Source organism: Alkalinema pantanalense CENA528, assembly GCF_050753345.1.
Taxonomy (GTDB): Bacteria; Cyanobacteriota; Cyanobacteriia; order Leptolyngbyales; family Leptolyngbyaceae; genus Alkalinema; species Alkalinema pantanalense.
Genome location: NZ_JBLZFX010000023.1, coordinates 1 through 17190 on the forward strand (window position 1 = coordinate 1; position 17190 = coordinate 17190).

Annotated in this window: 11 protein-coding genes; 6 read left to right on the forward strand and 5 right to left on the reverse strand. The window is 51.6% G+C overall.

The features are described from left to right. Positions 1-1631: CHASE2 domain-containing protein (locus ACN4EG_RS09690; protein ID WP_431629144.1), on the forward strand; the 1631-nt coding region annotated here is incomplete at its 5' end. Here the strand turns inward: ACN4EG_RS09690 and ACN4EG_RS09695 are convergent. Then, positions 1591-2295 (reverse strand): esterase/lipase family protein, encoded by a 705-nt coding sequence (locus tag ACN4EG_RS09695; RefSeq protein ID WP_431629145.1) that lies wholly within the window; start codon positions 2293-2295, stop codon positions 1591-1593. The two genes, ACN4EG_RS09690 and ACN4EG_RS09695, sit on opposite strands and share 41 nt — an antisense overlap. A 441-nt stretch (positions 2296-2736) precedes the next feature. Here ACN4EG_RS09695 and ACN4EG_RS09700 point away from each other — a divergent pair, with 441 nt between their 5' ends. The 5 genes from ACN4EG_RS09700 to ACN4EG_RS09720 all read left to right on the forward strand — a co-directional run bounded on the left by ACN4EG_RS09700 (position 2737) and on the right by ACN4EG_RS09720 (position 12282). Continuing rightward, complete coding sequence (locus tag ACN4EG_RS09700) at positions 2737-3474, forward strand: precorrin-2 C(20)-methyltransferase (RefSeq protein ID WP_431629146.1); 738 nt, start codon at positions 2737-2739, stop codon at positions 3472-3474. A 458-nt stretch (positions 3475-3932) separates the two neighbouring features. After that, positions 3933-5162 carry a hypothetical protein gene (locus tag ACN4EG_RS09705; protein WP_431629147.1) on the forward strand — a complete coding sequence of 410 codons (1230 nt, stop codon included), beginning with the start codon at positions 3933-3935 and terminating at the stop codon, positions 5160-5162. Positions 5163-5275: 113 nt separating this feature from the next. Beyond that, positions 5276-6217: a hypothetical protein gene (locus ACN4EG_RS09710; protein ID WP_431629148.1), complete on the forward strand. Its 942-nt coding sequence runs from the start codon at positions 5276-5278 to the stop codon at positions 6215-6217. 90 nt (positions 6218-6307) lie between these two features. Then, the gene (locus ACN4EG_RS09715) at positions 6308-11536 is read left to right on the forward strand and encodes an nSTAND1 domain-containing NTPase (protein ID WP_431629149.1); all 5229 of its coding nucleotides are present in this window, start codon (positions 6308-6310) and stop codon (positions 11534-11536) included. 158 nt (positions 11537-11694) lie between these two features. Beyond that, complete coding sequence (locus ACN4EG_RS09720) at positions 11695-12282, forward strand: Uma2 family endonuclease (protein ID WP_431629150.1); 588 nt, start codon at positions 11695-11697, stop codon at positions 12280-12282. A gap of 3 nt (positions 12283-12285) precedes the next feature. Here the strand turns inward: ACN4EG_RS09720 and ACN4EG_RS09725 are convergent, their stop codons facing one another. From ACN4EG_RS09725 to ACN4EG_RS09740, 4 genes are all read right to left on the reverse strand, one after another. After that, positions 12286-13248 carry an AAA family ATPase gene (locus ACN4EG_RS09725; protein ID WP_431629151.1) on the reverse strand — a complete coding sequence of 321 codons (963 nt, stop codon included), beginning with the start codon at positions 13246-13248 and terminating at the stop codon, positions 12286-12288. Positions 13249-13354: 106 nt separating this feature from the next. Beyond that, positions 13355-14521, reverse strand: coding sequence for a DUF4350 domain-containing protein (locus ACN4EG_RS09730; protein WP_431629152.1), 1167 nt, complete (start codon positions 14519-14521; stop codon positions 13355-13357). Positions 14522-14616: 95 nt separating this feature from the next. Beyond that, on the reverse strand, positions 14617-15309 hold the full coding sequence (locus ACN4EG_RS09735; RefSeq protein ID WP_431629153.1) for a DUF4129 domain-containing protein: 693 nt from the start codon (positions 15307-15309) through the stop codon (positions 14617-14619). A 48-nt stretch (positions 15310-15357) separates the two neighbouring features. Beyond that, the gene (locus ACN4EG_RS09740; RefSeq protein ID WP_431629154.1) at positions 15358-16875 is read right to left on the reverse strand and encodes a caspase family protein; all 1518 of its coding nucleotides are present in this window, start codon (positions 16873-16875) and stop codon (positions 15358-15360) included. Positions 16876-17190 lie beyond the last annotated feature (315 nt).

Here is a 17190-nt window from a genome sequence, read left to right on the forward strand (position 1 = left end):
CACCCACCCTTTTCCCCCCCCTAGAAACCAACGACGGCAGCTACCAAAACATCGACGCCCAAGGCTACCAAATTCTGATCAACTACCGGGGCAAAGCCGAGAGCTTCGATCGCGCCTCCCTCACCGACCTCCTCAACGGAAAAGTCTCCGCCGATCGCGTTCAAGGCCGCATCGTCCTGATCGGAGCCGTCGCCTCCAGCCTCAACGACAGCTTCATGACCCCCTACGACAGCGGCTTTGCCGAATCCGCCGTCAAAACCCCCGGCGTCGAAATCCACGCCCACCTCACCAGCCAGATCCTCAGCACCGTCCTCGATCGGCGATCGGGCATCCAGTTCTGGCCCAACTGGCTAGAAACCCTCTGGATCGTCACCTGGATCAGCCTCGGCGCAATCCTCACCTGGTACTGGCGCTACACCAAACCCCGCCAAGCCCCCCTGCGCATTCTGGTTCTCGTCGGCATCGGTTGCAGCCTCGTCCTAGGGAGTTACTGGGCCTTTTGCCTCGGCTGGTGGTTACCCGTCCTGCCCAGCGGCCTGGGATACACCGTTGCCATCCTCGTCATCACCAGCTACCTCGCCCGCCGCGCCGCCGACATCCGCAAAACCTTTGGCCGCTACCTCACTGACGAAGTCGTCACCCAACTCCTGGAAACCCCCGAAGGCTTGAAACTGGGGGGAGAACGGCGACAAATCACCCTCCTGATGGCCGACCTGCGGGGCTTTTCCGCTGCGGCTGAACATCAATCCCCCGAAAACGTCCTCGCCTTCCTGAACCGTTACCTGGAATGCATGACCGACGTGATTACCCACTACCAAGGCACGATCGACGAATTCATGGGCGACGGCATTTTAGTCATGTTTGGAGCCCCCACCCAGCGCCCCGACGATGCAGATCGGGCCATCGCCTGCGCCATCGCCATGCAACAGGCGATCGCGCAAGTGAACCAGTTCAGCCATCTTATTGGCCTGTCCCAAGTGGAAATGGGCATCGGCATCACCACCGGAGAAGTCGTCGTCGGCAATATCGGCTCCGCCAAACGCGCCAAATACGGCGTCGTCGGGAGCCACATCAACCTCACCGCCCGCATCGAATCCCAAACCGTCGGCGGCCAAATCCTGATCTCCGAAGCCACCCGCGTCCTCGTCGCCAGCAAACTCAGCCTCGGCCAACAATTGCAGATCCAAACCAAAGGCTTCTCCCAACCCGTCACCCTCCACGAAGTCCTAGGCATTGGGGCACCCTACCATTTGCAATTGCAAAATCACCTGGAACCGCCCATCCCCCTGCCCCAACCGATCGCCGTGGAATATATGGTGCTGGATGGCAAAGCGATCGAAGCCACCGCCAGCCCCGCCCAAATCCTCGCCCTCTCCGCCCAGGAATTAGATCTCTATAGTCTACAATCGCTGGAACCCTTGCTGAACCTCAAACTCAACCTGCTCAGCCCCGATCGCACTGCCGACCTCTACGCCAAAGTCCAAGCCTCGATCGGCCCCCATACCTATCGCCTGCGGTTAACCTTTCTGCCGCCTAGCGTCCAGCCGCTCCTCGTCGCCGCGCTGCCGTCGCCGACCCCGCAACCCAGCCCTAGTCCTCTAAATACTCAATCCATTGCGGGACGATCGTAGGCGACCCGTACCATAGCCCCGGACTCTTGGGCGCATGACGCACGCCCTCCAGCGTAATATTCTCTGCCCCGGCTAAATGGGCCGACTCCACTGGCGTAATGCCATCACCCCAACAGTCCCCGCGTCCGCAGGTTAGCTCATAGCTGCTATAGGCGAGCCATTGCCCCAGCTTTTTCTCGCCATAGACTGACTTGCCCGCCACACAGACGTAGCGCACCGTCGGTTCAAAGGCTCCGGGATAGCTGGTATTAACAAATTCTAAATTCTTGCGAGTCCAGCGTTCCTGACTGGTGTGGGGCGTCCCCAAGGTCACCAAACGACGCACCCATTGGTGGGCCTGCCAGCACTGCACCGCCCCCGCAGGCTCTGGGTGAATGTCGTAGGCAGTGGCTCCGAGGTAAATCCGGGCAATCCAGCCGCCTGCGGAATGGCCGACTAGGTTGATTTCTGAGGTATCGAACTGCTGACGAACGTCCTGCACTGTCCGATCGATCTTTTCAATGATGGGCCGGATCGATCGTCCACCCAAGGTGGGCAGCCAGTCCCACTTGGTTAAAGGCACAGTCACCGTGGGAATACTGAGTTGGCTGAGAAGTTGCTCAAATGCTTGGTATTCCGTCGCAGGTGCGAAATATCCTGGCACAATAACGGTGGGTAGCATCATCTCGATCGGGCGAATTAAGGTAATGGGTTATCGGTGATGGGATTCGGCCTTAATGGCTTCTGTCCTGCCGTGTCACCCACTACCGATATGCGTTCACTCTAGAAAGCCATCATGAAACAATTTGCGGTAAGGCAACTTGCTGAATGGCTCTCAGTCAAGAATGGACAGTAATTGTCCTCTCTTAAATCTTAGAACAAGTTAACACAACTTTACACCTGTTCATAATGCTGTAACGTTAAACGCTGCAACTTTTTGAGGAACTATACAGATTAGCTTACTTTTTGGAGAAAGGGATTTTATAGGCTTCACAGTCGTTACCTCCCCTGTTGCAGTGTTCTAGCAGTTTTTCTAAGCAGTGTTCTCAAGGATGCGGCTCTGACCTATGCAGTTCTGTTTATTGTGTTGTAACGATCGTCTTGTTATCTGTGGAGAGGCTACCCCGTGGGATTAGGGACACTATACGGAGTTGGGGTTGGGCCGAGTGATCCCGAACTGATTACGCTGAAAGGACTACGGCGCATTGTCAAAACGCCGATCGTGGCGTTTCCGGCAGGGCTAAATGGCAAGCTGGGGGTGGCTGAGGCGATCGTTCAGCCTTGGCTACATGCCCACCAGGTGCGGCTCCCCCTGCACTTTCCCTACGTGCGCCAACAGGATACCCTGGAAACCGCCTGGAAATCCGCCGCCCAACGGATCCTCCCTTACCTAGAAGCGGGACAGGATGTGGTGTTTATTTCCGAAGGGGATGTCAGCTTCTATAGCACCTTCACCTACCTCGCCCAGGCCGTCAAAACGGCGCAGCCCTTTGCTCGCATCGAAACCATTCCGGGGATTTGTTCCCCCTTGGCAGCGGCGGCAGAGTTAGGGCTGCCGTTGACCTTACAGGGCCAGCGCCTTGCGGTGTTACCCGCAATCTATTCCGTTGCGGAATTGGAAACAGCGCTCCAGTGGGCCGATGTGGTGGTTTTAATGAAAGTCAGTTCGGTCTATGCCGAGGTCTGGGATGTCCTGAAGCATCACAACTTGCTGGAACAAAGCTACGTTGTAGAACGGGCAACGGCTGCCACCCAGCGGGTCTATGACCATTTGCAGGACTGGCCGGATCTGAAGTTACCTTATTTTTCCTTGATGATTGTTAAAGTGCGGGACAATCCGGGGTTTTTAGAGGCTCTTCCGTAAGGGAGCGGTCGGGATCTGGGGCGGTGGGGTCGCTAGGTCGCTAGGTCGCTGGGTCGCTAGGTTTCGCCCGATCGGCAACTTTCTGTCCCAAGCCATCGTCACTAGGGTAATCTGAACGATCGATATCCAAATTTTTAAGGCAAAGGTTCATTGATTGAATCTACCTTTAGAATGCAAACAGGCCGAATTGATGGCTCTCTTTTGGATGATTTGCTAGGCTGAATTGCTTAGATGCATTCCCACGTTAACGGACTTGCTAAGCAAGACAGCCCTGATTCAGTCACCCACCTACCCATCCACCCACCTACTCCTCTACTTACTTGGGATTTACTTTGTACGTGGTTTCCTAACAGTAGGCTTTGTTAGCGGTTCGTTCACCTTGTGCCCGATCGAAATTCCGATCTCTGACTGCTCGATCTCTTGTTGCTGTCCTATTTCCCCGGAGGATCCAAGCTGCCATGACCCACCTCAATTCACCGTGGTTAAATTCTGAACACATGGTGACGTTAGTTACGGAAGTTGCGAAACGACCGATGACGATCGCGATGGTGGCTTCGATCGGGGCCCATGGATTGTTCCTGCTGGGGTTACCTAGCATTACGGCTAGCCAACCGACGGACAATACACGCACGGTGGGCGTCGTTGCCCTGACCCCGGAAGAACTGGCCCAGTTGCCCAGCACCAGCAGCACGATGGTCATGCCGTCGGGCAATCCGCTCTCTCCCTTGCAGCAGCCTGGAAGTACCTTTTCCTTCCCGCCGTCGAATAATAGTACCTTGCCCGATAATCTCCTGGGTTCTGCAAGCGGCACCACCTCCGATCCCAACTCGATTTACTCTTTGCCGAATTTGGGCATCTCCAATGGGGGCATGGATTTTAGCAATGCCTTCCCATCGGGGCGATCGAATAACGGGGCGTCCTCCGATCGCCCCGGCCAATCCCCTTCCACTGATAATCAACCCAGAAATATTCAGCAGCCTGAGTCTGAGATCAGTTACGACGACAAATCTCAGGATGATAAATCCCAGGATAATTCCCAAAACAAGTCTCAGGAAACGCAACCCAACACACCACCCTCCCCGCTACCCTCTGCCAATCCGACGCAACAGCAGATCGCAGCGAACCAGACCCCTGGTAACAATCAGCCTACGGGTGCCAATCCCTCCGGCCAGACTCCCCTCCCACCCGATGGCCCTACCGTTCCTGCCAAGCTCTCTTCTGCCGCTGAAGAACTCGCAAAGAAGCAGCAGGAATATCAACGCATTGCCGCATCCTATAAGGCCGATGGAGCCAAGGACAAGCAAACTGAACTCACAAGGGCGGGGGGCTTGTTTTTCAGCACCCTTAAGCCGGAAGTGATGGCTCGCTATATCGAGGCCAATAACAAACAATTTCCCACCATCGCTGCACCCGTTGTCGATCGTCACAATGAGACGTTAATTTATCCATTCCCCGCCACCTATAAGCTCCCCAACTTCCAGTTTGACCAGCCTGTGAAAATCTCCGGCCTTGTCGGAGCCGATGGCAAGCTCGATCCGGAGACCCTGTATGTTTTGAAGGGGACGGGCTACGACGATTTGGATGCGATCGCGATCGAGGCCATGAAAAAGAAGCAATTTCCAGCAACCGGACAATTAGCCTATCGCATTGTTGAGTTCTACTTTGCGCCCCGTCAGCAGGTTGGTTGATCGGAAATTTCCTAGACCGCATTGCCTAGACGCTGCATAACTCGATCGCTTGCCCCCTATGGGAGAACTGTCAGCTTACCGAATGATTCAGTTCACCCTTAGGAGATGGCAAGATGAAGACCTCCAACCTGCTCAACCTCGCCCTGGCATTCTCTGTTGTAACCACGATCGCTCTCCCTGCTACTAGCAAACCCGCTGCCGCCCAACCCACCACCGTAACCCAAACCAGCCGCACCAACGGCGTCATTCCCCAAAGTGCAGGGGTCGTCATCCAACTGCCCGCCAACATGGTGGTGGATGTGGGTCAAAAGCAAGACATGCCCTACACCGTGCCCCTGGCGCAACCAATCTACGACCTGCAAGGCAACGAAGTCATTCCCGTCCAAGCCCCCGTCAGCATCAAAATTAAACCCGAAAATGGCGGCGCAAAAATCGTAGCAGAGTCGATCGTTGTGCGGGGCCAAATCGTCCCCATCACTGCGGCGACCGCTGTCATCCCAGGCCGCACCGTCACGGAACAAACGGGCGAACAACGGGCCAGGGAAAACAGCGCCGTCATGGGCAACCTGTTTGGGGCCATTGGCGGATCGATCGCCCCCGTTTCCAAGCGAGCCAACGCCTTTGAGCACATGGGTATGGTTGGTGGTGCAGTGGGCATCTTGAGCGGTTTAAGCTCTCCTCGGAACTATCGGATTGTGGAACTGTCCAGCGGAACCGTTTATGTGTTGCAATTACAATCGGCAGTGACCTTACCCACCCTCGCCCTCGCGCCTCAAAATAATTCCCAATCGTCCCAACCCGGCAGTACAGACGAGCCAACAGCGAACCAACCCCAATTCGACTTCCAAAACGTGGCGCAATACACGAATGGATTGGAAAATGTGCTCAAAGCCTTCAAGGATGGCAAAATGTCCCTAAGCGAAGCCCGTCGGATTGTCGTTGCCGCTGACACCTACGCCACCCAAAGCCTCCAACCCCGCCTCTATCCTCCCGCTGGTATTCGTCGCCAAGTCCTACAATTCTTCGATTACACCTATGCAATCGATCGCAAGTAATCTCCCATGAATACCTCGATCGGATTTCCACCTCAGTGATTCATTGCATCCTACCCCTTGCATCCTTCCACAATGACCTAGCTCTCCCCTATGCCCCGTGCCGTTAGCTCTGCCACCACCCCCCGCAACGAACCCGCCAAACTTTGGATGCTCCTGATTGGCGTCAATGAATATCAAGATGCCACCTTACCGACCCTCCAGTATTCCGCGATCGATTGCCAGAGTTTGGGAGATGTACTAACTGAAGTGGTGTCTTCCTCGTTTGCTACCTGTAACGCTAGCATTTACCATGACTTTGCCGAACAGCTTCCCGTCATCACGCCGATCCAGCAAAGTCTGCTCAAAATTCAACAACAGGCCAACCCCCAAGATACCGTTCTCATCTACTTTTCCGGCCACGGGGTTCTCGCCGGAACCCAGCAGGAAGCGGTACTGTGTTTACACGACACGGATCTCGATCGACCCACCGAAACGGGACTATCCATTCATACCCTGTTGCAAACCCTGTCTGCCTGTGCTGCCCACCAACAAATTATTTGGCTCGATGCCTGCCACAGTGGGGGGATGACCCTGCGCGGTTTACCCGTCAATCCCGCCGCCCAATTGGTCGATGTCTTGCAAAAGCAGGTGAAAAAAAGTCAGGGATTATATGCGTTGCTGTCCTGCGATCGATCGCAGCAATCCTGGGAATTTCCAGAATTGGGCCATGGCATTTTTACATACTTTTTGATGAAGGGTTTACAGGGAGAAGCCACTAACGCCCACGGTTTGATTGATGTGGATGGTTTGTACAAATATATCTATCATCAGACCCTGCGCTATGTCGATCAAACTAATCAACAACTGCGGTTAGTGAATCAACAAAAACGCAGTCGGGGGGAATCCAAACTCCAGGCGGAATATCCACTACAAACGCCGAAACGCATTGTCGAAGGCATTGGCGAATTCATTTTAGCGAAGTCTCCCATTTACCTAACAACCCAAGCTATCTCCCACGCCCAGCCAATCCGACGGGCACTCATCATCGACGGCTTCAATCACCAAAATGCCGCACTGGAGTTCAGTAAGTTACTCAGCCGCGCCGGACAATTTGAGGTGGAATATTATCCCAAACCGGGACAGGATTGGAGCGAAATCAGAACCACGATCGGTCAACTATTAGAAAACACTCCCCCAGCAACCGAGAATCATTCCACGCTATTACTCTATCTACGCGGCCAGATTCGCAATCAAGAGGATGGGGACGCCTCTTTAATACTGGGAGAAACGGGGGAAATCAGTCGATCGTGGCTGCGGCAACATCTACGGCAACACCCAGACCATCAGCAAATTATTATTCTGGATTGTCCCGACGGTAGTCATTTAGAGAATAGCAATTTAGAGGCTTGGGTTGAAGACTTACAACATGAGCAGGGACGCGGACAATGTATTCTTGCGGCTCAGTCTCCACTGGAGAATCCTGCCCTCTTTGCCCAGGCATTACAGGAAATCTTAAGCGCGATCGATCCACAAAAGGGCCTGTCAGCCGCCGGATGGATTACCCACCTACAGCAGGCATTGGCTGGAATTACACCCTTGCGGGTTTGGCTATCGGGCACGCGGGGCATTCTAGAAATTATTCCAGAACAAACCAGTCTAAAAAATCGATCGGGCATCGATTTGGGGGTTTGTCCCTACATGGGCTTACGAGCCTTTAGTGAACGGGAAACGCAATATTTCTACGGTCGAGACAGTTTAATTGAACAATTGCTGCGGGAATGCGTGAAAAATCCAGTTCTCGCGATCGTAGGTGCTTCAGGCAGCGGGAAATCCTCCGTTATGCAAGCGGGACTGCTTCCCCAACTACGCCGAGGCCAGCACATTCCCAATAGCGATCGCTGGCAAATTGTCCAAATGCGCCCCGGCGATCGGCCCATTACTGCCCTGAGCCGTAGCCTTGCCTATGGGAACCGTGATGCTGCCAACCCATACGCGCCAGAGCAGATTGAAGGCGTGCTGTACCAAGGAGTCGAAGGCTGGGTGTACTGGCTGCGATCGCAAACGGAACCGCTGACGGTATTAGCGATCGATCAGTTTGAGGAATTGTTTACGCTAGCCGATGAATTGGAACGGCAACGGTTTATTGAATTAATCACAGGAGCCGTGGAATACGCCAGCGATCGCTTCAAATTAGTCTTGACGATTCGGGCGGACTTCATTGCGGCCTGTTTGGAATTACCAGAACTCTCTGCACTGGTTCAGAAACACAGTATTTTAGTTCCCGCCTGCCTCAGTGAAGAGGATTACCGTCGCGTTATTACCCAACCCGCAGAGCAAGTGGGTTTGAGCGTTGACCCGGAATTGATTGAAGTGTTGCTTCAGGAACTCGATCGCACGACGGGGGATTTGCCGTTATTGCAATTTGTTCTGGAAGAACTGTGGCATTACCGCAGCGATGGACAGTTAACCCTGCAAAGCTATCAGCAACAAATTGGCGGATTGCGGGGTGTATTAGAAACCAAGGCCCAAGCGGTTTATGATGCCCTCTCGCCCGATGAACAAGCCTGCGCTCGGTGGATTTTTCTCAATTTAACGCAAGTTGGCGAGAATACAGAAGATACCCGTCGTCGCATTAGCCGATCGACGTTGGCAGTGACGAAGTATGCACCGAAATTAGTGGAACGGACGTTAAAAGCGTTAACCGCTGCGCAATTGATTACGATTGATTCCACGATCGATTCTGCGCTGGAGCCATCCGTTGAAGAATTTTCCAAGACTACGGAAGAGGCAAAAACCACAGTAGATCATGCAATAGCGGATTCAGTAGATAGCGCGATCGAATCTCCGATTGTATCTCCTAATCTAATTAGCTCTGAAACCACGATCGAAGTCACCCACGAAATTCTGATTCGCCACTGGTCAACGCTTCGGTGGTGGCTAGAGGAAAATCGTGGTCGATTAAAATCCCAACGTCAAGTGGAACAATCAGCCCAACAGTGGCAACAACATGAATATAAACCGGAATTTCTCCTCCGGGGCGTCCGTTTAGCTCAAGCTGAAGAACTTTATATTCATTACACCGATGAGCTAACCAGCCTGACCCAGGAATTCGTCGAAGCCTCGATCGAAGCCCGCGATCGGGAAATGATTGAAACGCGGAAACGTCTGCGCAGAGCACAGATTGCCGTTGCGCTGATTGGGAGTTTGGGGCTGTGTGCGCTGAGCTTTGCGGGACTGGCCTCTTGGCGACAACGGACAGCGCAATTGCGGGAAATTGAGGCACTGACCGCTAGTTCTGAAGCTTTGCTCAATGCCAATCAACAACTGGAAGCAGTGACCGATGGGGTTAAAGCAGGGGAACGGTGGCAGAACTTGGAACGGGGTGGATTCAAGTTTCTGCCCTTACCGGGAGATTTGCGCATCAAAGTAGTCACAACGCTACAACAAGCCCTCAGTCGTACCCAGGAGATCAATCGCATTGCTAGTGATCAATCGGTGAATACAATTACGAGTAATGCTGAAGGGAATAGAATTTGGTTCGCTGGGGATGATGGAAAAGTCATACAGTACAGTATTGCAGATAATCTCGCTGTAAACCAGCGCAGCCAGCCGATCGCCAGCCAATCGATCGCGAACCTGGGCGATCGTATTCAAGCCATGCAACTCAGCCCCGATCAACAATGGATCGCCAGTGCGTTGAGTAACGGCACGATCGACTTGCGCCACGTGGAGGGTCGTCCAGGGGAGCAACTGAAGGGCCATAGCGACTGGGTGACGGATGTGCAGTGGAGTCCCGATGGTCAGCGGTTGGTCAGTGCCAGCCGGGATGGAACCGTGCGCCTCTGGAACCGACAATGGCAACGGGCTCTGTGGATTGGTAAGGGGCATCAAGGCTGGGTGAATTGTATCCAGTTTTTAACTCCTCAGCAAATTCTGTCCGGAGGTGAAGATGGTACTGTGCGATTGTGGTCGATCGAAGGCAAATTAATCAAAACCTGGAAGGCTCACACAGACCGGATTACCGCCATTGCCCTTCGTCCTAATCAATCAGAATTTCTCACTGCCAGCGCCGATCGCACGATTAAGCGGTGGGATCGCAATGGCAAGTTGCTACAAACCTATGAAGGTCATAGCGATCAGATCAATGATTTGAGTTGGCAACGGGATGGTAATGCTTTTGTCAGTGTGGGGAGCGATCGGAAAATTATCTTCTGGGCTGTGACTGGAGAAATTCAAAAAACGCTAGTGGGCAGCCTGGAAGAGATTACCCAAGTACGCTGGCTAGCCGATGGAAAAACCCTGTTGAGTAGTGGCGCTGATAAGTTAGTTCACGTTTGGCAGTTAGTCGATCGACCTGTGATTCCTTTGTCTACAGTACCGTCGATCGCCTTTTTTCCCGATTCAGCTACATTACTCGCAACCACGCAGGATAAGATTGTTTCTCAGTTTCATCTGCAAATCGATCGTTCTCCAGAGCTTGTATTGTCGCAACCATTGCCCAAATTTAATTCAAAGGAATTGATTACTAGCTTCAATGTCCGTCCTAACAGTAATCAGATAGTTGCAGGGGACGCAAAAGGTAAACTCTACAGTTTTCGCCAAGATGGTCAGTTAAACCAGCAGCGATCGATTTCCCCTCAGCGAACTAACACTGTACAAATCAGTCCCGATGGCTCGACGATCGCCAGTGCTGGCGTCGATCGCAGCATCACCCTAAGCCGTGCAAATACCCTCGAACCGTTTGCCACCCTAGCGGGTCATACTGATGAAGTCAAAGCCCTACAATTCAGCCCCAATGGTCAATGGTTAGCCTCCGCAGGTAGCGATCGACAAATCAAGCTCTGGAATTTAGCCACGCGCAGCGATCGAACTTTAGGGAAGCACTCCTTGGAAGTCTCCAGCCTAGCCTTTAGCCCCGATACCCAGTGGTTAGCTTCGGGCAGTTGGGATAATACGATTCAAGTGTGGAACGTGAGCACAGACAAATCTGTGAAGCTGATTGGGCATAGCCACGGCATTACAAGTTTGAACTTTACCCACGATGGCCAAGTGCTGATTTCAACCAGCCAAGATGGCACGGTCAAAGTCTGGAATCCCTACACAGGGGAACTGTTGAAGACGTTAATTAATCAAGGAGATAGCCTAAAAACTGGATTACTCAATACTCAGGGTGACAGGTTTGCCATGGCCGGAGAGCAATCGGGACTAACGGTTTGGAATTGGAATATCAACAGCTTGGTGAATCAGGGCTGCGATCGACTCTCTACCTACCTCAGCACACATCCCACCCCGCAAACCTCGATCAGTCTCTGCAACACTCGTCTCCGCATCACAAATTAAACCAATTGACATTAATTGCCCAATTAATATTCATCGCGTAATTAACATTAATCACAAGAGAATAACAAGATTCATTATTAGCTTGTATAATCTTAGCTTGTATAGTTAAGGTATCTTACCTATCGCGTATTCCTATTGGGCCTATTTTCCCTAGTCCTATGTCTATTGCCAGCCAGTCTAATGCCACCAAGCTCATGAACCTTGAGGACTATCTCAACTATGACGATGGCACAGACATCCATTATGAACTGGTCAATGGGGAATTAATAGCTATACCCCCCGAAAGTGACTTAAATAATCAAATTGCATCCTTTCTGTTTGCAACTTTTCTGCAACTGGGGTTGCCCTATTACTGCTTGAGAGTCAAAGCCCAAATTGCTGTCAGCGGAGCACGGATAACAGCCCGCGAACCTGATTTCATGGTCTTATCAGAAGAATCTGCTGCTGCATTAGCGGGTGCTAGTCAATGTTTAATTACGCAGGATATGCCACCCCCATCACTGGTGGTTGAAGTGGTTAGTCCCCAGCAAGAAAGTCGGGATTATCGTCACAAACGCACCGAATATGCTGGACGACAGATCCCGGAATACTGGATTGTCGATCCAATCGCCCAAAAAGTAACCATTCTACAATGGGTGGATGGATTGTATGAAGAGCAAGTTTACCAGGGAGAGCAAGCGATCGTGTCTCCCCTGTATGCCAGTGTCAACCTAACGGCTACCCAACTGCTCATGGCGGGGCATTAACTGCTAACGAGGCACCGTCACTTGCCCCAGCAAACTTTGAATCACCGCATCAATACTTAAACCATCCAACTGGGCTTCTGGGCGGAGAATCAGGCGATGGCGTAGCAGCGGAACCGCGATCGACTTCACATCATCCGGCGTCACAAACTCCCGATTCACTAACCAAGCCTGTACCTTACTCGCCTGCAACCATGCCACCGCCGCTCTAGGCGATGCCCCCAGAGCAATATCAGGATGTTTGCGCGACTTTTGTACCAGTGCCAGCAAGTAATCTAATACCGTTTCCTGAATCTTGATTCTTTGAATCACTTGTCGTGCTGCTAGAATTTGTGAAACGGTTGTAATGGGCTTTAATTTCGCTAAATCTAACCGTTTCGCCTGAAATCCCGCCTGGGTATTCAATAGCATTTGCTTTTCTGCACTCGGTTCCGGATAATCCACCATGAGCTTGAACAGGAAGCGATCGAGTTGAGCCTCGGGCAATGGATAGGTTCCCTCAAATTCTAAAGAATTTTGCGTCGCAATCACCCAGAATAATTCAGACAGTGCCAGAGTTTGGCCATCCAGCGTCACCTGTTGTTCTTCCATCGCTTCCAACAGTGCCGATTGGGTTTTGGGCGGCGTACGGTTGATTTCATCTGCCAGAAGAATTTGAGTGAAAATCGGGCCTTGTTTTAATGTAAAACTGCGTGTATTTAAATCAAAAATATTGATGCCCAGCATATCTGACGGCAACACATCAGGCGTTAATTGAATCCGTCGAAAATCCGCTTGAATTAATTGCGAGAGAACCCGTGCTAATAACGTCTTTCCCGTACCCGGAACCCCTTCCAAAATTACATGTCCCCCCGCCAGCAATGCAATGAGCAGGTGGTGGGCTGTCACTTCTTGGCCAACAACGACCTGACTCAGTATCTGTTCTAAGCGGGAAAAAACGAGATTCATTTCAGATTGCATCTCAGACATTTCAACTCACCTGATAGGGGGAAGAAAACCAGTAAAAATGGGCCTTTTAAGAAAAAAGCTGCCAGGGAAAACCAAATTCCAGTACAACTAAATTACTGTGATATTGCTATTTCCGATCGATAAGCTTACGAACTTGTTGCCAGTTGCGTAACCAGAGAAGAAGGTCAGACTCTCGTTTTAGGGGGATGCGCGGATGGAGGGCATCCTTCAAGTCAGTGACCGATCGCTCCGTCTGATTTTGCCAAACTGCCATTAAATCTTCCTCATCATCGGCGTTTCCCCCCAGTCCCAACTGTTGTTTTAAATGGACTTTTTCAGCAGTCCCTACAACATTCACTAGAAAATCATGACTATTAGCTTTGTGTAAGATACCTGCCATAGCTTGAATATAGACCTGACTATTATTAACCGGAGGCGTGGGAATAGAACGCATGTTACCAAAGCGCCGATTTTTAGCATAAATGAGGACTCCAACGACCACCAGCCCTTGGATCAAAACCAATAGAAAAGGTGTCGAGATCAGATAACTAACGAGATCACCCCGCATTTCCTTTTGTTGGGTTTCTGCGTCTTTGTAGCCATGGAGATATTCATCCACCCATATTCGATCGGGCTTTTCTCCCATCAACTCCGCCAGATAAGCATAGTTTGCAGGGGTATCTTGATAGGCATTAGCCGCCAAATAGGGCGTCGTCACCCGAATAATTTCGCCCGTTCCACGTATTTCACGGGTAACCACTCCACCATAGCGATCGCCTAATAAAACAGGATGGTTCTTGGCAGCGTCAGCACTTTTAAGTTGGGGAGAAGTGCTTTGGGGAGAAAGGCGTCGCGTGGTTGCAATGGTTACTGTCCCTGCGGGTGTGGAATGGGATGAGACAAAGGGAGCCTCCGTAGCCTTGCCCTGTCGCGCCAAAACCACCAGACGATTTCCCCCACTCACCCAAGCAATTAAATCATTCGGTAGCTGCTGAACTGCACCCTCCCCATACACCTGCAAAAACGTCTCTTTCCGATCGCTGGATTTCGTGATCGATCGAACTAAGTTTTTATAGGGCTGTTGCCAACGATCGATCTTCACACCTTGTTGCTGCATATAGGCATACCACCCTGCATAGCCATCTGGTGATCGACCATAGGAAGAACCATCAATCAATCGATTACTGGGTGCAAGGAAAATTAGACCTAACAGTAAGATGACACTAATTCCCAGAATCCATAGCCATTGTCGTTTTGAAACGCTGTTTGAAATACTACTTGCAGCCGGAAGCATAATGTCAACCTAAATCATTCGTCAATCAGTCTTAGATGAGGGAAACAGCAATCCTTGGTAGTCAGCCCTTCGGTTGAAGCAGTAATTCTCACTTTTTAATTCTCACCCCTCACAAGACTCGTCTGCTCCACTATCGTTTGATAGGCTTGCTGACATTTTAAAAATATTTGTTCCGAAACGGTCGATCGCTCATAATAAATTTGCTCATGGACTTGAATTAAAAGCTTGTAAGCCGTAATTGATCTTACGGTGGGTAAACTTTGCAAGATTCGTAAATATTCCCCGTCCGTCCGACTAGCATCGGCAGTCATGATTTGACGATCGCTTAACTGCTGCAACATCGCCAGATATAAAGCCCGACATCCCTCCGCGTAATTCTGTTGTCTTGCATAGGATTGCGCCCGTTCGTACCATTCCGTTGAGGATTTGGGTAGTTCAGTGCGGGCAGTCTGCAATCTTGCGGAGGCCCGATCGCGGCGGCGGTTTACCCAATAGGGATCTAACCATCGCACTACCAACCAACTAATCCAACCAACAGCACTCAGCACTACCAACCAAAAAAGCACTTCCCAGATTTGTGAGGGAACGGTTGGTAAAACTGGCTCATTTGGCATTGAAGGAGAAAATTTCCAACTGGCTGTTTTAACCTCTACCCATTCCGCAAAGCGCTGTATCCATTGCCGAAATTGCCAGGTAGGATTGCTTTTTTCCAGGGGGGCAGTCAGCAGTGGGCTAACAACGAATGGATAAATTACACCAAATGGATAAATGACAAATGGGCAGGTCATGAATTACATCCTGGGTTCCAGTATTTTCATCCCCTTCACACAGCTCTTTTATCGTACTCGTTGCTGCCATTCTGCGATCGCCCGTTGAGCCGTTGGGCCAATACTCGGTTGATTTTTAGGAATCCGTTGGGCTGTCGCAATGGCCGCCCGAAAATTTCCCTGCCGTGCCTGCTGTTCCGCCAAATCCAACAAATCCTGACACCAGCGATCGATCTGTCGTTGCGCCAAAGGATAGGCGGGATCTTGACTGGAAACCTGCTGTGCCCGTGCAATGGCCCGACCTACATCAGCGGGATTCAGAGGGGGCAGGGAGGTTTGGGCCTCTTCTAAAATCCGTTGACCGGGACTAGCAATCACGGAATCCCTCAAGCGCCGAGGAGAGGAGTCCGAAGTAGAATTCATAGGGCTAGGAGAGACAGGTATAGAGGAAGGAGAGGAAGGAGAGGAAGGAGAGGAAGGTTCTGGGGTCGATCGAGGATTCAAATTTCCCCCCAGAAGGGTTAGCCTGCCCCAATGGGTCAATCCTATGGCTAACAAAATCAGTCCCCCGAGCAATCCAATCCCCCAGATCCCTTTAGGTATGCGAGCCCTTTGGGTTGTCTGAGCCGTTTGGGCGGTTTTAGCTATCTGGGACTGCCGATCGGACTCCAAGGGCGTTTCCAGCGATAACTGTTCTGGCCGATCGAACTCAGCAGTCAACCCATCCGGTGATGGGAGTTGAAGTTTCTGATGGCTGGCAAAATCCAGTTGCTGGGGACTCGCAGCTTGCTCCGATAACGGAGAGAGTCGGTTGTTTGAAGGCACGATCGCTGGAATAGATAACCGCTCTAGCTGTTCCGGTGTGGCTATAATGCTGGGTTCCTGCTCCGGTCGCCCTGTATGTTGTCCTAGTTCCGGTAAACGGATTCGCAACAACTTAGCCCACTCGGACAATGGCTGCCCGGATGCGGCCCGTAAGCTGTCTAAGACCGCAAGGGTAAACAATCCCTGACCTAAGAGGGGAGACTCGTAGGAAAATTGACTCGGTTGGCAAGAAAGAACTGTGGCAATGCCAAATTCCCGAGCCAGTTGAGCCGTATGCTGTCCTAACTGCTGACTTCCACCCTGGACAGTTGAACTGGATTGACGTACGGATTGACTGCGGTTGATGTCCAGCAGCACCAAGATGCGATCGGTGGGTAAGGTCTTAAGCGTCGCAAACAGAGTTTTGAGGCTGAACCAGGAGTCCGGTGGACAGGCAGGATTTGCGTCGATCGGGAGGAGGTAGTCTTCCTGCTGCCACAAATCTCCATAGCCACTAAAAAAGATCCAGAGAGCATCCCCTGCTTCAACGCGCTGCTTCCGAAGGACATCTAGCCAATATTCCAAGGTCGATCGATCGGGATAGGTGGGATCGTCAAGGTGGTGGGGCGACGCCTCCGTCATTAACAAAACTTGATCTTGGGGCACCCCCGCCGCTTGGACAAACCAATCTGCAATTGCTTGGGCATCCTGCTGGGCGCATTTTAAGGGTTGTAACAGCCTATAGTGGTTGATGCCTACCGCTATCACCCAAACTTTGCTCATGACAAATCTCCCGAACGGTTTGGTGGCTCTCGCACTATTATGGGGCTGTTAGCGATTTCGATCGCGATTTTTCTGCCCAATTCCGTACCCAAGCTTCAACTAACACGGCTCACATGCGATCCTGGGTTGAGGAGGGAATGGAGGGGTTGATTGAGTCACCCTGAATCACACTGAATCACACTGAGTCCATATGCTAGATCGCCTACTAAATCGCTCCGTTCAACCCAGATCCCCTGTTTCTGCACTTCGGTCTACCCTAGGATTGCTGCCAAGCGTCTTGAGTTTAAGCCTCCTCCTGGGAACTGCAACGATCCT